This is a genomic window from Halapricum desulfuricans (assembly GCF_017094465.1).
In the GTDB taxonomy this organism is placed as follows: domain Archaea; phylum Halobacteriota; class Halobacteria; order Halobacteriales; family Haloarculaceae; genus Halapricum.
Genome location: NZ_CP064791.1, coordinates 2,455,926 through 2,479,907, shown reverse-complemented (window position 1 = coordinate 2,479,907; position 23,982 = coordinate 2,455,926). Strand labels below are relative to the sequence as shown.

At 62.3% G+C, this 23,982-nt stretch carries 24 protein-coding genes; 13 read left to right on the top strand and 11 right to left on the bottom strand.

Annotation, left to right across the window (positions count from 1 at the left end):
* The first annotated feature begins 52 nt into the window (after positions 1–52).
* Positions 53–484 (top strand): HalOD1 output domain-containing protein, encoded by a 432-nt coding sequence (locus HSEST_RS12660; protein WP_229121324.1) that lies wholly within the window; start codon positions 53–55, stop codon positions 482–484.
* Position 485: 1 nt separating this feature from the next.
* Here the strand turns inward: HSEST_RS12660 and HSEST_RS12655 are convergent, their stop codons facing one another.
* From HSEST_RS12655 to HSEST_RS12645, 3 genes are all read right to left on the bottom strand, one after another.
* On the bottom strand, positions 486–758 hold the full coding sequence (locus tag HSEST_RS12655; protein ID WP_229121322.1) for a PKD domain-containing protein: 273 nt from the start codon (positions 756–758) through the stop codon (positions 486–488).
* Complete coding sequence (locus HSEST_RS12650) at positions 748–2,058, bottom strand: polysaccharide deacetylase family protein (protein ID WP_229121320.1); 1,311 nt, start codon at positions 2,056–2,058, stop codon at positions 748–750. Before HSEST_RS12650 ends, HSEST_RS12655 begins: the two co-directional genes overlap by 11 nt.
* Before the next feature lie 74 nt (positions 2,059–2,132).
* Positions 2,133–4,007 (bottom strand): PKD domain-containing protein, encoded by a 1,875-nt coding sequence (locus tag HSEST_RS12645; RefSeq protein WP_229121319.1) that lies wholly within the window; start codon positions 4,005–4,007, stop codon positions 2,133–2,135.
* A gap of 316 nt (positions 4,008–4,323) precedes the next feature.
* Here HSEST_RS12645 and HSEST_RS12640 point away from each other — a divergent pair, with 316 nt between their 5' ends.
* From HSEST_RS12640 to HSEST_RS12620, 5 genes are all read left to right on the top strand, one after another.
* Complete coding sequence (locus HSEST_RS12640; RefSeq protein WP_229121318.1) at positions 4,324–6,117, top strand: hypothetical protein; 1,794 nt, start codon at positions 4,324–4,326, stop codon at positions 6,115–6,117.
* Positions 6,118–6,126: 9 nt separating this feature from the next.
* Entirely contained in the window at positions 6,127–7,512 is a 1,386-nt protein-coding gene (locus tag HSEST_RS12635; RefSeq protein WP_229121317.1) for a sulfatase, read from the top strand.
* A gap of 201 nt (positions 7,513–7,713) precedes the next feature.
* Positions 7,714–8,736 carry a DUF1616 domain-containing protein gene (locus tag HSEST_RS12630; protein WP_229121316.1) on the top strand — a complete coding sequence of 341 codons (1,023 nt, stop codon included), beginning with the start codon at positions 7,714–7,716 and terminating at the stop codon, positions 8,734–8,736.
* A gap of 100 nt (positions 8,737–8,836) precedes the next feature.
* Positions 8,837–9,370, top strand: coding sequence for a hypothetical protein (locus tag HSEST_RS12625; RefSeq protein WP_229121315.1), 534 nt, complete (start codon positions 8,837–8,839; stop codon positions 9,368–9,370).
* Between the two features lie 3 nt (positions 9,371–9,373).
* Positions 9,374–10,891: a flippase gene (locus HSEST_RS12620; protein WP_229121314.1), complete on the top strand. Its 1,518-nt coding sequence runs from the start codon at positions 9,374–9,376 to the stop codon at positions 10,889–10,891.
* 52 nt (positions 10,892–10,943) lie between these two features.
* Here HSEST_RS12620 and HSEST_RS12615 read toward each other — a convergent pair whose 3' ends face one another.
* Complete coding sequence (locus tag HSEST_RS12615) at positions 10,944–11,984, bottom strand: glycosyltransferase family 4 protein (RefSeq protein ID WP_229121312.1); 1,041 nt, start codon at positions 11,982–11,984, stop codon at positions 10,944–10,946.
* Between the two features lie 145 nt (positions 11,985–12,129).
* Entirely contained in the window at positions 12,130–12,369 is a 240-nt protein-coding gene (locus HSEST_RS12610; protein ID WP_229110959.1) for a hypothetical protein, read from the bottom strand.
* A 389-nt stretch (positions 12,370–12,758) separates the two neighbouring features.
* Here HSEST_RS12610 and HSEST_RS12605 point away from each other — a divergent pair, with 389 nt between their 5' ends.
* On the top strand, positions 12,759–13,046 hold the full coding sequence (locus HSEST_RS12605; protein WP_229121311.1) for a HalOD1 output domain-containing protein: 288 nt from the start codon (positions 12,759–12,761) through the stop codon (positions 13,044–13,046).
* Positions 13,047–13,147: 101 nt separating this feature from the next.
* On the opposite strand, the gene HSEST_RS12600 is transcribed toward HSEST_RS12605, so the two are convergent.
* Positions 13,148–13,825, bottom strand: a complete 678-nt coding sequence (locus HSEST_RS12600; protein WP_229121310.1) for a metal-dependent hydrolase — start codon at positions 13,823–13,825, stop codon at positions 13,148–13,150.
* A gap of 315 nt (positions 13,826–14,140) precedes the next feature.
* Here HSEST_RS12600 and HSEST_RS12595 point away from each other — a divergent pair, with 315 nt between their 5' ends.
* The 3 genes from HSEST_RS12595 to HSEST_RS12585 all read left to right on the top strand — a co-directional run bounded on the left by HSEST_RS12595 (position 14,141) and on the right by HSEST_RS12585 (position 16,177).
* Complete coding sequence (locus tag HSEST_RS12595; RefSeq protein ID WP_229121309.1) at positions 14,141–15,250, top strand: DUF354 domain-containing protein; 1,110 nt, start codon at positions 14,141–14,143, stop codon at positions 15,248–15,250.
* Entirely contained in the window at positions 15,240–15,518 is a 279-nt protein-coding gene (locus HSEST_RS12590) for a winged helix-turn-helix domain-containing protein (RefSeq protein ID WP_229121308.1), read from the top strand. The genes HSEST_RS12595 and HSEST_RS12590 overlap by 11 nt, the downstream gene beginning before the upstream one ends.
* 176 nt (positions 15,519–15,694) lie before the next feature.
* The gene (locus HSEST_RS12585) at positions 15,695–16,177 is read left to right on the top strand and encodes an HTH domain-containing protein (protein ID WP_229121307.1); all 483 of its coding nucleotides are present in this window, start codon (positions 15,695–15,697) and stop codon (positions 16,175–16,177) included.
* Positions 16,178–16,294: 117 nt separating this feature from the next.
* On the opposite strand, the gene HSEST_RS12580 is transcribed toward HSEST_RS12585, so the two are convergent.
* The gene (locus HSEST_RS12580; RefSeq protein WP_229121305.1) at positions 16,295–16,657 is read right to left on the bottom strand and encodes a hypothetical protein; all 363 of its coding nucleotides are present in this window, start codon (positions 16,655–16,657) and stop codon (positions 16,295–16,297) included.
* 146 nt (positions 16,658–16,803) lie between these two features.
* Between HSEST_RS12580 and nreA the strand changes: the two genes are divergently transcribed.
* Positions 16,804–18,051, top strand: coding sequence for a DNA repair protein NreA (gene nreA / locus HSEST_RS12575; protein WP_229121303.1), 1,248 nt, complete (start codon positions 16,804–16,806; stop codon positions 18,049–18,051).
* Positions 18,052–18,080: 29 nt separating this feature from the next.
* On the opposite strand, the gene HSEST_RS12570 is transcribed toward nreA, so the two are convergent.
* The gene (locus tag HSEST_RS12570; RefSeq protein WP_229121302.1) at positions 18,081–19,487 is read right to left on the bottom strand and encodes an alpha/beta fold hydrolase; all 1,407 of its coding nucleotides are present in this window, start codon (positions 19,485–19,487) and stop codon (positions 18,081–18,083) included.
* A 105-nt stretch (positions 19,488–19,592) separates the two neighbouring features.
* On the opposite strand from HSEST_RS12570, the gene HSEST_RS12565 reads away from it, so the two are divergent.
* The gene (locus HSEST_RS12565) at positions 19,593–20,093 is read left to right on the top strand and encodes a hypothetical protein (RefSeq protein WP_229121301.1); all 501 of its coding nucleotides are present in this window, start codon (positions 19,593–19,595) and stop codon (positions 20,091–20,093) included.
* On the opposite strand, the gene HSEST_RS12560 is transcribed toward HSEST_RS12565, so the two are convergent.
* The 3 genes from HSEST_RS12560 to HSEST_RS12550 form a co-directional block, all read right to left on the bottom strand.
* Positions 20,094–20,366, bottom strand: coding sequence for a DUF5808 domain-containing protein (locus HSEST_RS12560; RefSeq protein WP_229121299.1), 273 nt, complete (start codon positions 20,364–20,366; stop codon positions 20,094–20,096).
* 128 nt (positions 20,367–20,494) lie between these two features.
* The gene (locus HSEST_RS12555; protein WP_229121298.1) at positions 20,495–22,213 is read right to left on the bottom strand and encodes a bifunctional N(6)-L-threonylcarbamoyladenine synthase/serine/threonine protein kinase; all 1,719 of its coding nucleotides are present in this window, start codon (positions 22,211–22,213) and stop codon (positions 20,495–20,497) included.
* A gap of 80 nt (positions 22,214–22,293) precedes the next feature.
* Positions 22,294–22,713, bottom strand: a complete 420-nt coding sequence (locus HSEST_RS12550) for a universal stress protein (RefSeq protein ID WP_229121296.1) — start codon at positions 22,711–22,713, stop codon at positions 22,294–22,296.
* A 90-nt stretch (positions 22,714–22,803) separates the two neighbouring features.
* On the opposite strand from HSEST_RS12550, the gene HSEST_RS12545 reads away from it, so the two are divergent.
* Positions 22,804–23,973 (top strand): inorganic phosphate transporter, encoded by a 1,170-nt coding sequence (locus HSEST_RS12545; RefSeq protein ID WP_229121295.1) that lies wholly within the window; start codon positions 22,804–22,806, stop codon positions 23,971–23,973.
* Positions 23,974–23,982 lie beyond the last annotated feature (9 nt).

Sequence of the window (23,982 nt, the reverse complement as noted above, 5' to 3'; positions counted from 1 at the left end):
CAATTCCCTTGGGGGGAACTTATTTACCCTACTGACACTAAACGCCGCCATTGTGTCTGAAGACGTAGAAAAACACGCTTCAGGGGGCGGTTCCAGGTCCGAGAGGAATTTCCGCGAGGCCCTGCGAGAACTATTGATTTCGGCACACGAAAACGGTCTCGATGTTACCGGTGGGTGGCAGATCGTTCCCGAGAGCGAGACAACGCTGGCGTGGGACATCGAAATCACGCAGCTCGCCCGGGAGACCACACACCAGTCGCCGACGACGGACGAGTTCCCGGTCGATTCGATTCTGACGGCCGTGGCGTCTCACGAGGGTGTCGAGAAGACTGAGCTCCCGCCGTTGCAGGATTCGATCGACGTCGAGTCGCTGGAGAAAATGTTCGAGGACTTGGCCGATGGACCGCCCGGCGAAGTGACGTTTTATTATTCCGGGTACAGGGTCACCGTCTACGGGGACGGACAGATCACGGTCGAAGGATAGATCACACCAGCCGGGGATAATCCACGATCAGTTCGGCCGTCGTTGAGCTCGTCTCTCCGCTCTCACTTTCGACAGTGAGCGTGACGCTGTACGTGCCTGCCTCCGGGAACGTCCGTGAGACGGTCTCGCCTGTCTCGGTCGTATCGTCGAACTCCCACGTGTAGCTTGTGACAGCGCCATCACGGTACGTGGAGTCCGCCGCCGAGAAGTCAACCGCCGTCTCCCCGCTCTTGCCAGGGGCCGTGCCGAACGAACGAGTATCCCTACTGGGCACCAATCACGGACTGTGCTCTGGCCGCCAGTTCGTCGAGTCGGACGACATTCAGTTCGCCGGCCCGATCACGTCTGTGGACCTCCTCGACGACGCCCCGGAACTGTTCGATGTCCTCGTCAGTGTTCAGTCCGTGGTAGAATAGCGAGAGAGTGCCACCGTATCGGACCAGCTGCCCGAGCGATCTGCGCACCTCCGAGACAGTCAGTTCGCCCTTACCGGGGATCAACTGGAGATTCGACGGGTAGGCAATGGGTTGCCAGCCGCCGGCGCGTCCGGTATCGTGAAACTGGGAGACGACACTGATCGCTTGCGCGTCGACGCCCCCGTAGGGATACGCGAAGTGTCGGGCACCTTCTGTGAACCCCCGTTCGAGGAGCCATTGCTGTGCCCGCCGGACGGTCGATTCTATCGCCGCCGGCTCGGCGTCTCGCAAGTCGGTGTGGTCCGCCGTGTGTGAGCCGACGAGCCACCCCGCCGCGGCGAGTTGGTCGAGTTGAGCCTCGTCCAAGTTTCCGTCGTCGCCGATCGTGTCGGTGTTGACGTACGTGATCGCGGGGTAGCCGTACCGCGAGAGCGCGGGCAGTGCTTCCGTGTAGTCGGTTTCGTTCCCGTCGTCGAACATGAACACGACCAGCGGCGTCTCCGGAACGGGCACGCGGGCCGGGGCATCGAGATACAGGGTCTCGGTCCCGGCTTCGTCCCTGGGCGCCATCCGGAACGAGACCCGAGTGATGGCTTCCAGATCGACGTCGGCCTCGTCGACCTGCGGGTCCAGCACGCCGAAATCCACTCTGACCAACTCGCTGCGACTCCGGACAGCCGCTCGTGTCCTGAATCTACGTTCCGCCGTGTCGCGGAAGTCAACGTACGGATAGCGTCCCGGGACCGTCCCACCGACCGACATGGCACACGACAGACGGGCATTGCTGAAATCCAGTGGCTCGTCCAGCGGGATGTGGAGCCACGTCCCGTCACCGTCTGTTCGCAACTCCGCACACTGGGTTCCGGTGACGTGACGGTCCGTGTTCGCGAGGAGTGTCCCGCCGGACACTTCGAGGTCCGACAGTCGCTCGAACGTGTCTGGACCGAGTCCGTTCCGAACGTGTCTGTCCGTCGACGCCTGCGTCCGTGAGCGTGCGTCGGTCCGGTCACGACCATCATCGAGAGGGGAGCGCTCTTGGCACCCCGCAGCAGCCACGAGGAACCCCCCCGTTACGGCACTGATGACGTCGCGACGACGGATCGGATACAGGGAACCATCGGACTGACAGCGCCACCCCTCGTCTTGATCCCGAGACATGTCGAGCAAGTCATCGCTGTGATGTAATAGTAATATACCGTGTATTCGGGAGGAAGATCGAGTACGTCCGCGCTTCACACGAGGTCCGGATAGTTCACGATCAGTTCGGCCGTCGTCGACTTTGTCGTCTCATCGTCGGCTTCGACGGTGAGCTCGACGATGTAGGTTCCCGGTTCCGGGAACGTCTGCGAGACGGTTTTTCCCCTGGCGGTCCCGCCCTCGATGGACCAACTGTAGCTCGTGATGCGTCGGTCCCGATAGGCAGCGTCTGCTGCCGAGAGAGTGACCTCTGTTCCGTCCTGCTTGTTCGCGGTGATGGTCGGGACGACGCTCGCCGGCCGTCGAGGCTCCCTGCAATTCGCCCGCTTCACGTTCTCCGTCGCGAAGGTTTCGATCGACGCGTTCGGCATGTCGATACAGGAGTCTCGGATGACGCTCCCGTCGCGGTTCGCCGCATCGAAACCACGCCCGGAACCGATAAACGAGCAGTTCTCGAACACGACCGCGTCTTTTTTGTTCGGTGTCGATGTCGCGGCTGCGTTGACCGTCAGGGTGTCCGCGCCGTCGTTGCGCACGACGCAGTCGTAGAACTCCGCCCGGCCGTGGGTCGCATAGTCCGGGATCGTGATGACACCCCGGCTAGCCTCCTTGGACCACTCGATCTCGAGGTCACGGAACATCGCCCCGGAATACCCATTGTCGCCAGCCTCGACGCGGACCGCGTCCCCCGAATTTCGGGATCCATCGACTTTGACGTAACAGCCGGTCGCGCTGGAGACTTTCGAGGGGTGATCGCCGGCACCGAAGCGGATGTTCGCGTTCTGGTTGTTGACGAACTCCCCACCCTCGATGGTCAGTACGCCGGTCGGTGCCGTCGAACGGGTTGCAGCGGAGTTGCGCTCGTGGATCACCGGATCTCTGAGGACGACCTCTCCTTCGTGTAGCGGCCCGGATCGGAGGAATGCGACGCCGTTCGGGTATGACACCTCTATTGCCGGTTCGTCGAGGCCAGCGTAGATCCCGTCGATGACGAAGACGCCGTCCTGGTCAGTCACCTCCGCGGCCAGTGAGTATCCCACACCGGAGTCGTTCGGCGTCCGGCCGAGCCACTCGACGTTCTTGAGGACCGATCCGTCACTCGTCGTGAGTCGTAGCGACAACTGACTCGTGTCGTCGCTACGTTCGTGTAGCGAGAGGTTCTCGACCAGGTGTGGGCCGCTGTTGGTGGCGTTCAGCCACTTCAGTGCCGTCCCTTCGACCGGCTTGATCTGGACGTCCCGGCGACTGGCGCCGAGACCCCTGATGCCGAACCGGGAGACGTCATTACCCTCGTGCTCGCGCCCGGTCAGGTACTCACCCGGCGGAAACTCGATGAGCGTCCCCGACTCGTATGCCGCCTCGAACGCATCGTCGATCGGCTCAGTCCCCGTGTTGTCGAACCCGAGATCTTCGACGGCGTCCAGAACCGTGTCGAAGGCGATTCCGTAATAGGTCCGGGCTGCCGACTGTGTCCGTGGCAAACCGGACGCAGTGATTACGTCGTCAGTCTCGATTCGATGGGACTCGCCTCCGTACCCTGGCGGGTCCATGATCGGGGACGTGATGCGACACGTTCGGAAGGTGTTGCTCCTGGGCCCGACGATACTGTCTCCGGCCCTGACCGTCAGGTGTCGCAACTGCCACGACGGGAGCGCGAGCACCTCGTGTTCGGACCCGAAATCCACCACCGACTGATCGATTCCTCTGCCGACCACGGTGATTTCCGGTATTTCGAGGAATCCGAACGATCCGATAGGGGAATCACTGATCGTCGTCATTACTGGCTTCAGTGAGAAGTTCCCGTTTCCGAGGCCGATCACGTCCCCTGCACTTGCGTTTCGGTACGCGTCGGCGATCGTCTCATACTCGCCAACCCCGTTCTTTCCGACTGTGTAATCGAGATCGTACATCGCGTCTTCGAGGGTGGGAATGTCAAGGTGTACCGTGCAGTTTGTCCGTGTATCCGTCGGGGTCGTGCCACTGCTTGAGCATCCTGCGAAGGCAAGGGTGCTTCCGGCAGCCAGTAGATACTGCCGGCGGGAGAGAGTCATACCTGTACACTGTTCGTGCGTCTGGAAAGTGTTTATGAGCATACTGCTGAGTAAGACTCCTCTAGAATAGTAACGAGCTCCTAACGCGATGTTCGATGGCACCTTCCGAAAACAGCGGTCCGATCGAAGGCAGTAGGATGATGATAACTACGCGTCTCATGGATCGAGTGAGGGTATGATGAAGCGGCCCGCTCACAGCGATGATCGGTTCACGGCGATCGTGGGGCTCGTCGGGTTTGTAAGTCTCACGAGTGCCGTGTTGATCGCACACGTGAACCCTGCGACTGCCTACGAACTGTCGATTTACGCGTCGACGCCGACGCTCTTCTGGGTCGGCATCGGCATCGCCTATCTGTCCGCGGCAGTCGTCTCGTTTTCGACGACCAACGCCTTGCACCGGCGCCTCGGGCTCGTCCTCGGCGGGGCCGGGAGTTTCGCGGTCGTTGCACTCCCCCTCATTCGAGGATACTTCTACTACGGTGTCAACGACGCGATGACCCACGCCGGCATAACCAGAGAACTCACGGCCGGGACACTGACGCCCTACGGAACGGCCTACCCGGCGGTCCACACGCTCGCCGCGTTCCTGTCCGGCGTGACCGGATTTTCGGTGTGGCAATCCGCCCTGTTGGTCCCGCCGGTCGTGGCAATCACCTTTTTCGTCTTCGTCCCGCTGGTGGTTCGCGCGGTCGTCGGCGGCGAGATGGCACTGGTCGTCGGTGCGTTCACGGCGTTTCTGCTCGTCCCGATACACCAGTTCGCGACCAGCCTCTTTCCGCACCCGAGCAGCCAGGCGGTGCTGTTCGTGCCGATTATCCTGTATCTCATCGTCGGTTATCTTCGATCACCCGATTTAGGATACGGGTCTGCCACGGCGTTCAGTGCCGTCGTGCTGGTCACGATCGGTGCGTCGATCCTGTTGCACCCGATGCAGGCACTGAACGTCATCCTGCTACTTGTTGCGTTCGCTCTCGTCGGCTTCGTGGCTTCCCGGTGGTCGAACACGCAGTCGTGGTGGGACCATCGGTCGCTGGTTCCAGTCGTCTTCCTCTCCGTGATCGCCTACGTCGCCTGGATCATCCAGTCCCCTGGCGTGCTAGATACGGGTGGTATCATCGTCGCCTCGCTGGGCGAATACGTTTCCGGAGTGTCCCCCGGTGCCGGTGCTGCGATCGGCACACAGTCGAACTCCCTCCAGTCGATCGGCTCGAGTCCCGCGGTGATCTACCTCAAACTGTTCACCGTGAGTACGCTGTACATCGCTGCGGCGGTCGCGCTGGCTGTGGCCGCTCTCACTAACCGCCCGACGTGGCTGGAAGATTCGGCCGATACCCGACGGCTACTCCTGTCTCTCGTCGGCGGACTCGTTCTGACGGCACCCGTCTTCGGCGCGTACCTGTTTGGCAACGTCGGACGGTATTACTTCAGACAGGCTAGTTTCATGATGGTCATCGTGACGATCCTCGGTGCGATCGCGATGACGTACGGGCTGTTGAAACTCTCCAAAACGGGGCTTCAGACAGCCGTGAAGCCGTCCGCTGTGACCGTGTTCGTGGTGCTGTTCGTGCTCTCCGCAGTGGTCTTTTTCAACTCCCCGTATCTCAATCTCGCCAACCAGCACGTGACTGAATCACGTATCGACGGCTACCAGACGACGTTCGACGTGACGAGCGACTCGGCCGTGATCAGCGGCGTCGTCCAGGAACCGGACCGGTACCACGACGCGCTGCGCTCCGTCGATAGCGACCCCCGTCTGTCTGATACCCTCAACGACAGTGAACTACGGAACCTGCAGGATCGACCAGGCTCCGAGTGGTACCTCGTACTTTCCCGGAACACCTACGAGCGCGAAGTTACCGCGTATCGAGAGTATCGCTTCTCGCGCGGGTCCTTCGAGTCCCTCGAACGCCAGCGAGGCGTGGACCGGGTCTTCTCGAACGGCGATACGGAACTGTACTTCGTTCCCTGAAAACCGAGCATGTCCCAAAGAGATATCCTGTGGATAACCCTAGAGAGTATCCGCTTCGATCACACGTCGCTTGCGAGTCACGACCGAGAGACGACTCCGAACCTCTCGGCCCTCGCTTCCGAAGGCCAGTCGTTCGACCAGTGTTTCTCACACGACATCTGGACGCGTTCCTCGAGTGCGAGTATCCTGACTGGGCAGGCTCCGTCGGCCCACCGGACGTGGTCAACTGACGCGAAACTCCCCGATGAGATCACGACGATCCCTGAGGCATTCGGGAGCGCGGGATATCGAACCGCCTGCATCTCACCGAACGGACAGCTGAGTGCGAGCACCGGTCTCGATCGCGGGTTCGACGACTTCCACTACCTCGTCAAATCGAGTCTGCTCTCCGAAGCCGGACCGACATCCGTCGCGAAGTGGCTACTGAACTTCCGACGTCACTCCGGCGGCTTGACGACCGATGGCAACCAGCACTGTGTCGGATATCTCGGCAACGAGATCGCAAAGAAACACATCAGAAACGCCGGAGCCGACGACGAACCGCTGTTTCTGTACATTCACCACGGCGACTCACACCACGCGTACGTCCCTCCGGTGACGTGGCGCGACCGGTTCGTCGACGACCTCCCAGTGACCGTCGACGAAGCCGTCGACATCGCACTCGACATGTCCAGTAACCTTCATCGATATATCGCGCAGGACGACCCCTTCACCGACGAGGAATGGCAGGCACTGCGTGTCATGTACGACTCGGCGATCGCGTACGTCGATTCACTCGCCGGCGAACTGATAGACTACGCGCAAGCGAACCTATCGGATCCGATCGTCGTGGTCACGGCGGATCACGGCGAGCTGTTTGACGAACACGGGCTGCTCGCACACATGTTGACCACTCACAGCGCTGTGTCACGGGTACCGCTGGTAGTCAGTGGTCTCGACGGGCTACCGAACGGGGGGCTCGTTCAGCACGCGGACGTGATGCAGATACTCTGTTCGGAGCTGGATGTCGACCATCCCGTCCCGGTCGGTCAGGACGTGCGCGATCGACGGCGAGACGTCGCTGTTACACAGCGTGGCGGGGTTCGCGCGAGAGGAAAACTCGAAGCGATCAGCGCCTATAATGAACGGTTCCCAGTCGGGGACTTTCCCGCTGGCGACCTCACCACACTCCGAACGCAGGGATATCGATACGACACGGCAGGGTCGTACTCACGGCTGTTCGAGCGTCCGAGCGAGGACGTCGACCAGCGTGACGGGAACCAGGACACAGTCGACAGATTCCGGAACCGTGCCGAGGAGTGGCTCGAGCGATTCGGCCAGCCGATCGGTGAGACGCGTACCGCCCAGTTCAATGCGGAAACGCGGAAACAACTCGACGACCTTGGATACCTGTAGTGACGCGCGTGCCGGCCCGGGTATGCCGATGCACAACCGACATGACGAGACTGGTCCAAAAGGACCCGACGACACTGACCGGAAGGATCACCATTACAATGGGTCTATCGTGGGTACGTAGTCGATACGGATGAGAGTAGAGAGAGACAACCCGGATGGAGAAACCCCCATATCGATCGCTTGCGGTTGCTCAGGAGAACAATGGTGACTACGGAAAACACGACGAGGGGGATCGGCGGGATCACTGCTGCGATTCCCACCGATCTCGTCGGTATCGCCATCCTGCTCATCGTCTTCGACGGTCTCGTGTTCGGTTACCCGGCTGCCGTTCCGCCGTTGCGTGCGGTGGTCGGTCTGGCAGTCGTGTTGTTCGTCCCCGGTTATCTGTTTCTGGCCGTCCTCTTTCCGCGCCGACAGTCGACCGTCGATGGGACCGGTCCGGTCGAGTCGGCCACGCCAGCGGTCCAAAGGCTCGCACACGGCGGCCGTCCGTCCTGGAGCGAGCGCTTCGTGTTGTCGTTCGGTCTCAGCGTCGCGATCGTTCCGATACTGGGTCTTCTCGTCACGCCGTTCACCGGCTCGCTCTCACCGCAGTCGGTGTTTCACGGGCTGAACGCGTTTGTTTTCGTCGGGACCGTTGCCGCGGTCGCTCGGCGGAGCGTCCTCCCCGCCAACGAGCGACTGCAGCTCCCGTCCCGCTCGGTGCGCGACTCGCTGGGAACGATGTTCGGCCGGGACCAAAGCGGTTTGCTTTCAGTCGTATTCGTCCTGGCCGTCGTCGTGGCGCTCGCTTCGATCGGGTTCGCCGTTACGTTCCCTGCGAGTGGTGAAGCGTACACCAGTACGACGCTCCTCACCGAAAACGGCGAGGGGGAGCTCGTCGCATCCGGATATCCCTCGACACTCGATGCCGGAGCGAGCGAGCAGTTGACGCTCCGTGTCGAAAACCACGAAGGCGTCGAAACGACGTACACCGCTATCGTATCGCTCCAGCGCGTGGACGCGTCGGGGGCCGTCGGCGAGACGGAGCGGATCCTGGAAGAGCAGGAAACCGTCCAGCCCGGGCAGACCTGGACTGAACCCCACACGATCGCGCCGACGATGATCGGCGAGGACCTCCGTCTGCAGTATCTCATCTATCGGGGCGAGCCACCGCAGGACGTCAACGAGGAGACCGCGTACCGCACGCTCTCACTCTGGGTCACTGTCGGCTCGAGCGAGTGACACTGCCGGTCGCGGCCGGGAATCTCGCCGTGCCGGGACAGCCGTCCGCCGTACAGTAAACAAGCCATAACAATACGAGGGAGACGTCTGTGTACACTCGATGTCGTCAACTCGTCTCCGCGAGCGGTACGCGCTGTCGAATCTGCTGTACGCGATCCGATCGCTGCGTGCGTTCGTCAGAGAGACCGAACGAGCCCTCTCGAAGGTTCAGTTTCGACGTCGATACGGGCCGGGCATGAACGTGATGGACTTGGATAACCTCGTCGTTCTAGATGGCTGTCAGTTCGATCACTTCGCCGAATACAACACGATAGACGGAGAACTACACTGGATCGTCTCACAAGGGACACATAGCCGGGAGTTCATTGAGGGCATCGACGGCGACGTGTTCTTCCGTGTCTGCTACACTGACGTGCTCGATTGCAGGGACGAGTCACTCAGGACGGTTCCCCCGAGTGCTGTCGTCGATCTCACGGTAGAGATGCACGAACAGGACTGGTTCGGCGTCTGCAACCCGAGCAAAGGTGATCTGGACGTTCCGGACGCCGCACAGCCCGGACAGCAGCTGGAGGACCAGACGCGTACGTCCAGGGTCGGGGCACTCGGACGCGTCGAAGAAGATTGTGCCGTCTGAGTCATGAATTCAGAACAGGGCGACCTCGGGAAGATACTGTCCAGTGCCGTCTTCGTGTTTATCGCCACCATGGTGAGCTCGGCGGCGAAGCTACTGGAACGGGTCGTCATCGGCCGACTGTTGACCCCTGGCGGCTACGGTGAATTCAGCGTTGCGCTCGCCGTGTTCACGCTCGGAGCGACGCTCGGAGCTGCCGGGTACACCCAGGGGATCCCGCGTTTCATGGCCCGGTTCGACGACCTCGAAGACGTCCGGGGCGCGTGGCTCACGGGCCTGTTGTTCACCACCGGGCTGTCCGTCTTGATCGCTATCGTACTCATACTTGCTGCACCGATTATCGTCCCACAGCTGTTCGAGTCGAACGAAGCGACCACTCTGTTTGTCATCTTCGTGATCGCCATCCCGGTTTATGTGGTCTACACTATCGGGGTCGCTGCGATACGAGGACAAGAGAACACGATGTACAAGGTCCTGACGTCGAACGTGTTCTATCCCGGGTTCCGCCTGGCGCTGGTCAGTGTCCTCCTGGCATCCGGTGTGGGGATCGTCGCGACCGGGTTCAGTTACCTCTTCACCCTCTCGATCACCGTGGTTCTCACGTACGCTCTCCTCAATCGACTGTTTCCCATTCGCGGAGCGTTTCGACTGCACACACGCGAGATGACGACGTTTTCGGCCCCCTTGATCGTCTCGACGATCGTGGGGACACTCCTGACACGGACGGACACACTGATGCTGGGGTACTTCCGCTCGTCCGCCGAAGTCGGCATCTACAACGCCGCGTATCCGCTCGCCGGCGTGCTGACGATCGCTGGCGGGGCGGTCGGCTACATGTATCTCCCGGTTGCATCTCGGCTCGATAGTGACAGCCACAACTCCGTCGAACACGTGTACGAGATCACGACAAAGTGGGTATTCGTTCTCCTCGTGCCGCTATTTGTGACCCTGTTAGTGTTTCCTGACCGGATTATTTCGATCGTCTTCGGGAGCCAGTACGCCGCGGGTGGCAGTGCACTGGCTATCGTGGCGATCGGGTTCTTTACGAACGCGGCAGTGGGACGCAACAAAGAGACGTTGTCGGCGCTCGGGGAGACAAGCGTCATCCTCGTCTCCAACGCCGTCGCGTTCGTCGTCAATGTCCTGCTGAACCTCTTTTTGATCCCGCGGTACGGATTTATGGGTGCCGCCGTGGCTTCAGCGGGTTCTTACATCCTACTGAACGCCACCGTCTACGTCTTCCTTCGGTATCGGTTCGGTATCACGCCGTTCACTCGCCGATCCCGGCGAGCATTTATCGCGATACCGGTCGTGCTCGTTCCACTGGGCTTCGGCGTCCGACAGTTGGTCCCGGTCACGCTCCCGATGATCATGCTCTTCACCGTCTCGTTTGCGCTGCTGGCCGTCGTGATCGCCCTGGCCGTCAGGAGCCTCGAACCGGACGACATACTGCTCGTCGAACTCGTCGAGAACCACACGAACATGCGACTGGGCTTCATCCGCAAATACATCCCCGAACAGTGACGCGGATCGCTGTGTCGCTTCGAAACAACCTGTGGTCGCACCCGCTGTGCGATCACGACGCAGTGACCGGGGTGGCGCGTGCCGTCGTGGCGTCGTCCACCGTCGCGTACAGCTCTGTGAGCCGGTCGGCAGCGGCCTCCCAGGAGTAGTCAGCGATGGCGACCGCTCGGTTGGTCCGGCCCATCTGATCGACACGGTCCGGATCGGCCAGCAACTCCACGAGGGCCTCGGTGAGCGCGTCGGCGTCGCCGGGCTGGACCAGGAGACCATTGTCCTCACCGACGACCTCCGGGATCGAACCGACCGGCGTGGAGACGATCGCCATGCCCGCCGCCATCGCCTCCAGAATCGCGATCGGGAGGCCTTCGGCCCGCGTCGGCAACGCGTAGATCGTCCCCGAGGAGAGCAACGCCCGTTTCTCGGCCTCGTCGACGTAGCCGAGATAGGTCACGTGGTCGTGCTCGGCGGCAAGCCGCTCCACGCGGTCGGCGAGTGGTCCGCTCCCCGCGATCGAGACTCGGAAGGGCGCCACGTCGGGGTCGTCGCTCGCGGCTTCGACGGCGGCCACGAACTCGGTGATGCCCTTGCGCTCGATGAGGTTCGAAAGGAAGACGACGTGGGGTATCTCCGGGTATTCGGGGTCGTATCCCCCGGCCGGAACGGCGTTCGGGACGACGACGATCCGGTCCTCGGGGACGACCGCTGCGAGCACCGACTGCCAGTACGACGAGAGGACCACGACCCGCGTGGTCGCGTTGAGAACGGCCGACTGGAACCACGACACGACCCGCGAGTCCGGTTGCAGGAACGTATCGAACGAGGACCCGTGGACGTGGAGGACGACGGGACAGCCCCAGACGTACCGCCCGAAGAGGACGTAGAACGAGTTCCTATAGAAGGAGTGATGAAACGACGAGTGGACGTGTATGACGTCGGGCCGTCGCTCCAGCGGGAACTGCACCATCCGCCAGATCGACAGGAGGGCTCCGACGAGCAGGGCCCGTGTCGTGGCGGCGCTGGCAGGTCCAGTCTCGTATACGGTCGTCGTGACGGTATCGAGATGTCGCTGTTGCTCGGCTATGTAACGGGACACACCACCGGTCCGGCTCTGTTCCGGTCCCACGATCAGGATTTCCTGTGACGACATTCGTGTGTGGGGTCTTGGATGCTGTCCCCTTAGTCAAAGGCACCCTACTGCATCGATGGGACGAGCGTTCTCCTCTAGCGCCTGCAACCAGCTAACAGTTGTCGATCAGATTGACGAGCAAACTCTCCTGGGAAACGATAAAACTCTGGTCCCGAATAGATTCCTCGTCCGGGGGGAGAAGGAGGATCTGTCCCGATCCGTTGTTGGTTTCGATAACGTCCATGTCCCCGAGTTCGTACCCGAGATCGTCCTCCAGATCGGGATCGGGAGGCACGGATTCCCAGTCGACCGGTTCAGAGCGTTGCTCGTCGCCATCGATATCACTCGTCATCGGTCAGCCCCTGCCCGTCCGAACGAATCTGCGGCCGGTCCGAGTATCCCCGCTGGGCCGAAACCGGCACTCGATCCCCGTGTTTGGTTCACGTTACTCTCGGTAAGTAGTTCCTTCCTCGTCGACGAGGCGTCGGTAGGAGATTGTTTCTCTCCGTCGCTATGAGCCATACATTGGTATGACGGTATTACCGTATTAGGTGTTCTTGCCACTTGTCCACGAATACATCCGGAGTAGTTGCCGCTCTGTCCGCGTCCCTGTTGCCTGTCTCGGTGCGCTTCGCTGATGACGCCTGGTTTCCAGATACTTGCCACATCTCTGCTATTGGCTCTTTTTAATTCAAATATGATATGATGAGATTTATATGGTGTTCGCAATTACTGGCGGTCGTGCAATCTAACACTCGTGGCGAGTCGTGGACGGTTCTCACTCACTGGGACCGGCAGGAAGACATCGTACTCGCGCTAGACCGTGCGTTCGACGAACTCGACGGTGTCGAGGACGATGTCGTTATTTTCGACTATATCGAACCCGAGGCGATCAACGCACTCTTCGGAGGGCCTTCATCCGATCGCGGGGCGAACGAGCTCCACTTTACCTGCCAGCAGCACGAGATCCGGATCAGTGACGACGGGACCATCGGAGCCAGAGCCGACTCGGAGTATCGCATCTCCTGATACGGACTCCTGTGCGGATGTGGCGTTGAAATCGCCCAGGGTCGATCCGGAATTGACGGATAGCAGCCTGTGGGACAGCTGTCCGTTCGATCGCATGGGGATCACTCCGTCGACACACGAAGCCGTCGTCTGAACCACGACAGCCCAGGCCGCCTGTCGAGATGCCAGAGCAGGGTGACACCACCCAGTAGCGTCGCCTCGAAGAGGAGATACAGGCGCCCCCGTGGCGTTCCCAGGAACTCGACGAACGCATCGAAGAACACCCCTGCCTGGGACAGGAGTCCGATGCCAGCCTCGGACGAGGCCGGGATCAGCGGCCACAGGAGGAACCCGGTCGCGAGTTCACCGCTGGTCAAAAGCGAGTACGTGGCGTCCCCTAGCAGGTGTGAGCCGTAGGCGAGTGCGAACACGATACCCAGGGTCGTTCTCCCGTCGGTGCGGGCGAGCAGGATCACGAGTGCTGACAGCGGGACCGCAAACAGCAGGGAGTGGCCCAGCGAGAGCCCGCTGGGAAGCACCCCGAACGTCCAGGCCAGCGGCTTGTCGATCAGATCGGGCAGCTGGGAGGCGACCGCGATCGCACCGACCGCTGCAGTGGTCGGACCACGACCGGCCGCGACTCTGTGGACGGCCGACCCGAACAGGTACGCCAGCGCGAGATGTTCCCAGGGCCACATCAGGTGCACCTGTCCGGGGACAGCGGGACCGAACGCCGCTTCGGGCGACGGTGCTGACAGACAAAGTAGTTCATCCTGCAAGTGCCTGTCTCCGTCTGCCATCCTTGTTATGAGGGACGTACACATTCCTGTCCTGTTCCCGAAGGCGTAGGCGGTGGTTACCGCGAGACGGGATAGACGAAACCCCTCGTACGGATCGCTGTACGTCCCTTCCGTATCGACCGCCCGATAGCGGTTGGAGCGGTAAATCGGTACAGCAATCCGTATCACTTCTCGGACGCTGCCACCCCGACAGTCGAGATGTCCGTCGGGCTAAGAGGTGGATCGGCCCATCTGAGAAAGGTCGGGATTGGTCGCGTTCACCGCTCGCAAGGGCTGACTAACAATACCGTCACAGTTTGAACTGTGTAGAGAGTGATGCATTATCTGTTCTTCACGAACACGCCTGCCCACGTCCACATGTACAAACATGTGATCAGGAAGTTACAACAGCGCGGTCATCGGACGTCCATTCTGGCACGAGATTACGGGTGTACGCTCGCATTGCTCGACTGGGAGGGACTGGACTACACGGTCTACGGGAGTTGTGGTACCGACCGGCGGTCGCTGTTCAAGCAGTTGCCCGGTCACTACTACCACATCACTCGAACGGTCCGCCGACTCGACCCGGACCTCATCTTCGGGATGGGGGCGTACGGGGCCCACGCGGGGCTGCTCTCGCGAACGCCTTCGGTACTCGTTCTCGACTCCGAACCCACGTCGCTCGATCACGCGATATCGACGCCGTTTGCACGCGTGATCCTGACGCCGTCGGCCTTCCGGAAAGACCTGGGGGAGTCCCACTACACCTTCGAGGGGTTCAAGGAATCGGCGTATCTCCACCCGTCGGTGTTCGAGCCCGATCCGACGATCCGGGACGATCTCGGTGTCGGGCCCGACGAGCAGTACGTCATCCTCCGGCTGAACGCCTTCGGCTCCCACCACGACGTCGGTAAGGCTGGCCTCACGCCGGAGGTACGAGGGCCACTGATCGAGCGCCTGGCAGAGCACGCAACGGTCTTCGTCTCCGACGAGGACGACTCGCTCGACTTCTCGACGGTCTCGGCCCGCCCGTTCGATCTCCACCCGGCGAAGCTGCACGACGCACTGGCCGAAGCAAGCGTGCTCGTCGCGGACACACAGACGATGGTCACGGAAGCCGCACTGCTGGGGACGCCCGCCATCAGATCGAACTCCTTCGTCGGGGAGGACGACATGGGCAACTTCCTGGAACTGGAGCGGGCCGGGCTGATCGTCAACCTCCGGGACGCGACCGAAATCGTCGACAAGGCGATCTCACTGCTCACCGACGACGAGACCGAATCGACGTGGCGACAGCGACGGGACGCGTACGTCAAAGACATGGTCAACCTCTCGGATATCCTCGTGGAGGTCGCCGAATCCTCCGAGGCTATCGAATCCGTGTCACACCTTCGACCAGCACGTCTACGGGCAGAGCAGACACGCGGGGGCAAAAATGTCGGATGAATGGGATGAAATCGGATTCGTGATCAGCTCCGATTACCGGGTCACTGCGCTGAAACGCCTCGCTGAGGGACCGGCCACGCCATCACAGATTGCCGACGAAGCCGATATCGGTATCGCCCACGTCTCCCGGGCACTCAAGGGACTGCGCGATCGGGGGCTCGTCGAACTCCTGGTGCCGGAAGAGCGCAAGAAAGGACGCGTCTACGGGATCACCACCGACGGAAACGACATCTGGCAACAGATCGAATCGCAGAATCTGATCGATTGAGCGCGACTGTCCCGGTGTGGACGCCTCGTACTGCCGGCTGCACGCCCGTGAAGACGTTCGGCCAGACCGTGTGTCGCAATCAGATCGCCGCACAACAGAAAAACACCGTGGCGATCCAACCGGGGCGTTTTGGGCGGTAAATCTCGAACGACACAGTTAGGATAATCGTGAATACAATGACAGAAAACCGACAAAATTCGCTCGAACTCTACGTTCGGTCGCTGGCTCCGCGGACTGCGATCAGGCCACATATCGAACGAATACAGACCCTCGAGACGCTGGCTGCGGACGGTTTCGTTTCCGAGTACACGATCCACGTCGTCGGGGACGGGATCATTCACGAGGGCGACTACGACGGAGTCCCGATCGCCCAACACCTCACCCAGCGCCTCGCTGAAATCGAAGCGTGGGCCGAGGAAAACGACGCCAGTATCCCCGGAATCAGAACGACGACCGTCTCGGAAACTCGTTTCAACGACATGGAGTACACCGTGACGATGGTCCCCCACAAGATGGTTCTCGAATACACGGGCGGGCAACTCCGGTTTTGCTCACCGGCAGTCACCGACGGGGAACTGTTCAGTGTCGACGAACACCTCGCTGACATTCGCACCTCGGCAGGACATTCGGACAGATCGAGGGTGGAGCAAAACCTGTAGCGATCTCTCGGCGTCGCGTGGCCGATTCTCGAAGCACAGCCGTGTTCTTTCCACCTAGCGCACTCCGCCTGTTTCGAAAGACGGTTTCGCACAGTACAGCCGCCAGTCCGATCGACACTAGAACGGCCGGGCCAGGGATATCACGTGATAGAGGTTCCACGCAGTCACCGGTATGCCAACGAGTGCTAGTCCGAGTGGAACGGAAACACACTGTGGCCGGGGCAAGCGCATCCATACCGCATAGCAACCACCCAAAAAGGCAGCCTTCACCCCGACAGCGGCGACGAACGTCGCCACCAAATCCAGGTCGTACTGCTCGATGAGAAACGCCAGGAGCGGCCCCGTTTCGGTGAGTCCCTCCATGCCGACCCCGATACTCGTCGTCACCACGTCACCGACACCATAAAACAGGATCGCAGTCACCCATATCGAACGATCCGGCGACAGTTCGATCGAAGGTGAGATCAACCGCAGGTGCATACTCCGAGATTCGGGCGGGAATACCTTGGTTAAACATAACATACAGCAGGGGCGATCTGGTCGCTGTTCGTCGACCTCCCATCGCCCGTCCTGGGCAGACACGACGAGTGCAACATTCATGACGCTGAACGCCGAACAGTCGATAGATGCAACTAGACGACTTCATCGAGGACTTCCAGCGCGACGAGGCCGCCGAGAAGCGACGCCTCGCCGAGGAGAAGTCCTACGAGATCACCGACTACCTCGATGAGGTCGAACGGGAGTTCGAACAGGCCGTCTCCGGGGATTCGTTGTTCGGTGCGACGGCCCCGGAGATCTTCGTCGGTCGCTCGTCGTACCCCAACGTCTCGACGGGCGTGCTCTCACCCGTCACGGACGGCGACGCCGCCGACTTTGCCACCTCCGGGGAGTGGTACCGGCAGGGCCTGGGCGTCTCCGACGTGCTCCAGCGTCGGACCGGCCTGCTGAACTCGACCCGGTCGGCAAACGTCGACGTGCGGGACGTCTGGGACGGGTTCGTCGGCGTCCAGCGGGAAGTCGCCATCGCCGATCACCCCGTCGACGTCGAGGTCGGACTGGACAGCGAACCGGACATCGACCTCTCGCTTGACGACGTGGGCGCACCGACCGGGCCGCGAGCCAGCGCCGAGTCGGCGGACCTGGCCGAGAATCCCCACGTCCCCCGGCCGGTCGAGAAGACGCTGGAGGACGACGACTGGCAGGCCGAGGGCGCGATGGCCTATCTCTACCGGCGGGGGTTCGACGTCTACGACATCAACACGATCCTCTCGGCGGGCGCGCTGGGTCGCGGCCGGGACCGACGACTCGTCCCCACGCGGTGGTCGATCACCGCCGTCGACGACACCGTCGGGCAGTACCTGCGGGGCGGCATTCGGAACGCCTCGACCATCAGCGAGACCGAGGTGCACTACAACGAGTACATGGGCAACCGCTACTGGGTCGTCCTGACGCCCGGCCAGTGGGAGTTCGAACTCGTCGAGATGAAAGCCCCCGACAGCGTCTGGAACCCCGCCGGCGAGGCCTACTACCTCGCCAGCGCCCACGAGGGCTACGAGGGCCGCACCGGCTACGTCGAGGAGACCGCCGGCGCGTACTACGCCTCCCGACTGGGCGTGCTCGAGCACCTCCACGATCGGGGCCGCCAGGCGAAGTGTCTCGTCCTCCGGGAGGTGACCGACGAGTACTGGGCACCTGTCGGCGTCTGGCAGGTCAGAGAGGGGGTCCGCAACGCCTTCGAGGGCCAGCACGGGGAAAGCGAGACGTTTCGGGAGGCCATCACGGGTGTGACCGAGCAGTTGCCGGTCTCGCTGGGTGCGCTCCGGCGCAAGTCAGAGCTGGTCGCCGGACTGCAGGCGAAACTGAGCGACTTCTAGAGCCCCGCTTGCCCCGCACCTGCATCGGACTACAGTTGGGTCGCCCACGACGCGATGTCTTCGACGACGGACCGATCGACGGGGTTCGCCAGCGTGTATTCGGTCTGGGTCGACGGCCCCTCACCGTACTGGAACACGTGATTGAGTCCCTCGTACAGCTCGAACGTGGCGTCGGGACGATCGGCGAGTTGCGTCTGCCAGCGTTCGAAATCGGCCGTGACGGACACCTGATAGTCCCGATCGCCCTGCAGGACGAACGTCGGCGTGTCGATCGCTCTGGCCGTCGCCACCTGGTCGTAGGCGTCGACGCTGCTCCAGAGCGCGCCCGGATACCCGAGGACGGTGTCGCTGGCCTCGTAATCGCCCGCCCTGATCCGGTCGATGCGCTCGTCCCAGCGCTCGTATTGCTCGGCCATCGCGTCCCACTCGTACTCGCCGACCGTCGCGAGGTGCTCGAACTGCTCGATGAAGATCTCATAGAAGTTCCGCGCAGGGGCGGCAAGCATCGCGATCCCCGCGAGGCCGCCGTCGCGCTCGGCGATGCGCGGAGCGGCCATCCCGCCGAGACTGTGGCCGACGACGGCGACCCTGTCGCTATCGACGGCCGGCACTGCCCGGAGTTCCTCGATCGCGACCAGCGGGTCGTCGACGGTGATGTTGTCGAGCGTCCACTCCTCGGGGGCAAGCGAGTTCGGACAGGCGTGTGACCGGCGGTCGTACCGCAACACGGCGACCCCGCGACTCGCGAGCCCCTCCGCGAGGTCTTTGAACGGTTTCGATCCGCCAGTGGTGAGATCCATATCCGCCGCGCCGTTCGGATCGCTGCCGTGGACGAGAACGATCCCGGGGACGCCGTCGCCCTCCGCGGGAATCGTCAGTTCGCCGTCCATGAGACAGTCGTCAGTTTCGACCGTCGCTTCCTCGGCCCGGAACGCGTTCGGGTCGACGTATTCGGGCCTGCTGTACTCGTCGTTGACGAAGATACCGACGATTGCGGGCGCGTCCTGATCGTCGGCGAGCACTCGCAGGACGTGGGTCCCCCGGTCGAATTCCAGAGACAGGCCGACAGCGTCGTACCCGGACTGGACGGTTTCCTCCGTGTCGGTAATTCTCTGGAACGAGCCCCCCACAGCCGTGTAGCCGAGCCAGATCTCCTCGAGTCGGCCCGCTGAGATGGCAGACTGGGCGTCCGAGCGAAACCGCTCGACTGCCGCCTCGAACCGGCCGGCTTGCATATCCGAAACGAGCAACTCGCCGGCGGCAACGACATCCGCCGGCTGCTCGGTACCGTCCGGTGTCGGCGTGGGTTCGGTGGTCTCGGTGGCGGTCTGTGTATCCGGCACCGTCTGTGTTTCGTCCGGTGTCTCGTCGCCGACACAACCCGCGATGGCGGCGAGTGAACCCCCTGTTACAGTGAGAAACCTTCGACGGCGCATGTGACTGTGTCGTCGTCCTTCGAATATTTATATCTCGGCGATGGAGCGACCGAAACCGTATGTCCGCGTCGCAGGACTTTTCTCGATCGATTGAGATGTATTACCATGGATCTACACACGGCGCCCCTCCAGTCGTTCGACCCGCCCGATCCCGGCAGCGTCGATATCGTGTTCAGCCTCGGGAGTGGGGCCGCAAGCGCGTTCCTGACGACGTTTCTGATGGGGGCGATTCTGGTAGCGCTCGTCCCCAGCTACACCGAGAGACGGATCGACGAGATACGCGAGAACGTCGTCGGCGCGTTCGTCTACGGAGTGATATCGCTAGTCGCGCTGTTGCTTCTGTCGCTGCTGCTGTTCATCACGATCATCGGCGTCCCGGTTGCGGTCGCGCTGCTCGTGCTCGCGATCGTCCTCTGGGCGATCGGCGCGGCCATCGCGTTTCTGGCGATCGCCGATAGTCTGGTCGGTCACGAGGACGGGTGGCTCGTGGCACTCGTCGTCGCCGCGGGGATCAACGGTGGGCTCGCTATCACGGGAATCGGCGGGCTCGTGTCGTTTTTCGTGGGCGCCGCCGGGTTCGGGACGGTACTGCGGGACCTGCTGTAGTCAGTCGACGATGACCTCGACGGGTTCCTCGTCGGACGCCGCCTCGTGGTCGTCATCGCCGCCGGTTTCCTGATAGAGCAGGACGCCAGCGGTCGCCAGCACGATCCAGGACCGCCAGTTTGCGAGGTTCAGCGTGTAGCCGACGCCGAACGGTTTCTCGACGAGCATACTCTCGCCAGGCTGCCAGTAGGCGGACAGCAGCCGTTTCAGACTCGGTCGGTCGAAGTTGTACGGCACACCGAATATCTCGCCGGACTGTGGCTTGTCCGTCATACCCTGGTGTAGGTGGGCACACACTAAGTCGTTTGTCCATCCGAGCTGTCGACGGCGACGGGCTCGCGGGGACGCCGACGGATCTACTGGCGCTGTTCGAAGAATTACTGACCTGAGAGCGGCAAGCGCTACTGATACCGGCCGCGCCCCTCGATCGCCTCGAGGCTGTCGAGCACGGGGCCAGGATCCGAACTGCTAGCACGATAGGCCTCGCGAGCGGCCGCGATCAGCGAGTCGCTGTCGTCGGCCGTCCCGGTCAGCGACTGATCGAAGACGTGGAGATCCATCGCGTAGTCCTCGGGATCGTCGGTGAAATAGCCCAGCCCGAAGTCGATGAGATACGTCCGATCGGCCGAGAGACGGACGTTCCGGGTGGTTGGATCGCCGTGGACGAACCCGGCGTCGTGGATCGTCGCGAGATGGCGACCGACCGCTCTGACGCGACTCTCGGTCGGATTCGCCCGGAGATCGCGGTCACCGACGTGTTCGAAGACGAGGCGTCCACGGTCGGGATCGACGTCCTCGACGACCGGCGTCGGGACGCCGACGCGGCGGGCCTGACTGGTGAGCCTGGCCTCCAGACGGGTTCGCTCGCGGCGCAGGCGCGAATCGAGCCGGTCGTGACGATAGGCGCGTGGATTCCGGCGCTTGGAGACGGTCCCGTCCTCGATCGTGACGGTCGCCTCCGCCCCCTGGACGGCCGTGTCGTCGAGGCGGACGCTGTCGCCGTCGGCAGTCCAGTCGTCCGCCTCGCGCCAGGTGACCGGCACCTGATCGGGCCGGAAGTTCGAGTCGATAGCCGAGTCCTCGATCGAGATCGTGTCGCCGGCCTCGTACATCTTCGCGCCGAGCACCGCGATCATCCCGGCGTTGTCACGCAAGAATCGCGGCTCAGGAGCATAGAAGTCCGCGCCACGCTGGTCGCACATCTCCCGCAGCATCTCCCGGAGCCGGTCGTTCTGGGCCACGCCGCCGCCGAGGACGAGCTGGCCGCTCCCGGTCAGCGACAGCGCCCGCTCGCTCACTTCAGTCAGCATCGCGAAGATATGTTCCTGCAGGCCAAAGCACACGTCCTCGACGGCCTCGCCGTCATCGACGGCCTGCTTTGCGGCGCTCATGATCCCGGAAAACGAGAAGTCCATCCCCTTGACGACGTAGGGGAGATCGACGAACTCGCCGTCTCTCGCGCGTTGCTCGACTTTGGGACCGCCGGGATGGGACCAGCCGAGATGGCGGGTGAACTTGTCGATCGCGTTGCCGACGCCGGTGTCCATCGTCTCCCCGAGCACGCGATAGCGTCCGTTGCGGTAGCCCAGGATGTGCGCGTTCGCGCCGGAAGCGTTCAGACAGACCGGCGAGTCGAACCCCGAGCGGTGACGACCAATCTCCAAGTGAGCGACCATATGATTGACGCCGACCAGTGGCACGCCGAAGCGCTGGGCCGTGGCGCGAGCGGCCGTGCCGACGATCCGCAGGCAGGGGCCGAGTCCGGGGCCCCGCGAGAACGCGACGGCGTCGATCGGCGACGCCTCCCGCGATCGTCGGTCGTCGTCGCTGGGTTGTCGGGCGTCTCCGTCGTGTGAGTCCGCGTCTACCCCACCGGACTCGTCGGCCCACTCGCGAGCCGTCTCGCGGGCGTTCGCGACCACTTCGGGGATCGTTTCGTGCATGTGTTCAGCGGCCTCACGGGGGTGGATGCCGCCGCTGTCGGGTTCGTAGGCGTCGGTGTAGATCTCGACGCGCTCGTCGTCAGGGCGGGTCGGGTCGCTCGTCTCGAAGACCGCGGCTGAGGCCGCCCAGGCCGTGCCTTCGATCGCGAGGACGCGAAGCGGTCGGGAACCGTCCATCGAATACTTGTCGGACAGGGACCGAAAAGACGACTTCGGTCTCGGTCAGCGAGACGATCGACGTTTCCTCTCCGGATCGCCTACCGGACGACGGTCACGGGAACGGGCGATCGACGAAAGACAGTCTGGGCGACGTTTCCGACGAAGAGCCGGTCGGCAATCGAGCCCCCGTGACTCCCGAGTACGACGGCGTCGAACGATTCGGCCCGCTTGACGATGACTTTCGCTGGACTGCCCCACGCGACATCTGTTTCGATCTCGGTGTCGTGAGACTGAGCGATCTCACGGGCGTGCTCGAAGATCTCCGACGCGTGCTCTTCTGCGGCCTGTTCGAGGTTGTCCTCCATCGCCAGCCCCATCGCCTTGCCCATCATCGGCGACGGATTCCCGACGACGTGAAGCACAGTGACCTCCGCGTCGGGGTGAATCGTAAGGGCGTGATCGAGCGCTCGTGTCGCCATCTCCGAGTCATCCATCGGGACGAGTATCTGGGATACCATATCATATCTACGTGGGAATCAGGGATAAAACAGCGGTCGAGAGACAGGCGAAACAGAACTTCTATCTGCGAAAGTAGCATAACTTACCCTATGGTTTCTGCTATCCTCCTGATCGCTATTGCGGCCGCGATTTTTGTCGGGTTCAACATCGGAGGCTCATCGACAGGTGTTGCCTGGGGGCCACCGGTCGGCGCTGACATCATCAACAAGACCGCCGCCGCGGCACTGATGACGTTTTTCGTGTTCCTTGGGGGCTGGACTGTCGGTCGGAACGTGATCGATACGCTCGGCGGAGATCTCGTGCCCAAAACGGCGTTCTCGGCCGAGGCAAGCGTTGTCGTACTGTTCTTTATCGGCCTGGGAATGTTGTTAGCAAACCTCTACGGCGTCCCAGTTTCGACCTCAATGACGGCTGTCGGGGCAATCGCTGGACTGGGTCTGGCGACAGGCCAACTTGATTATGCAGTCGTCGGCTCGATTATGGTCTGGTGGCTCATCGCACCGGTCGTGGGCTTCTGGTTCGGTGCCGTCATCGGTCGGTATCTCTACGCGTATCTAGACCAGCGGATCGCACTCGACCAGTCAGACGGGCCGCTGCTCACGCTCGATCGGTCCGGGGTGATCCCCCGCCCGGCCCTGGGACCAGGAACGACACCGCGTGAGGTAGCCAGTACGGCCATCGTGCTGGTAATCGCCTGTTATATGGCGTTCAGTGCAGGGGCGAGCAACGTCGCAAACGCGGTCGCACCGCTCGTCGGTGGCGGACTGATCGGCGTCGAAGGCGGTGTTGGACTGGGTACAGTCGCGATCGGTCTCGGTGCGTTCACGATCGCCCGTCGGACGATGGAATCAGTCGGCAACGACCTCACTGATCTCCCCCTCCTGGCGGCGATGATCGTGATGGTCGTGGCCGCCAGTATCACGACGATCGCGTCGTCACTGGGGATCCCGATGAGCCTGGCTCTCTCGACGGTGATGTGTATCGTCGGACTCGGATGGGGGCGAGCGACCAGACCGACCTCGGCGGCTGATATGATCCGGGGCAACCTGGAGGCAGACATTGCCGTGGACGCGGTGACAGCCGAGACCCCAGCGGACGTATCGAGCGCCGGCGACGAAGACCCCGAATACGTACAGGACGCGACTGAGTTATTCGACCGCAGGGCCGTCGTCCGGTTCGTGGCCTTCTGGATTATCGGGCCATCGGTTGCGACTGCACTATCGTATGCGGCATTCGTCGTGCTACCGCTGGCAGCGTAAATCGCCTCG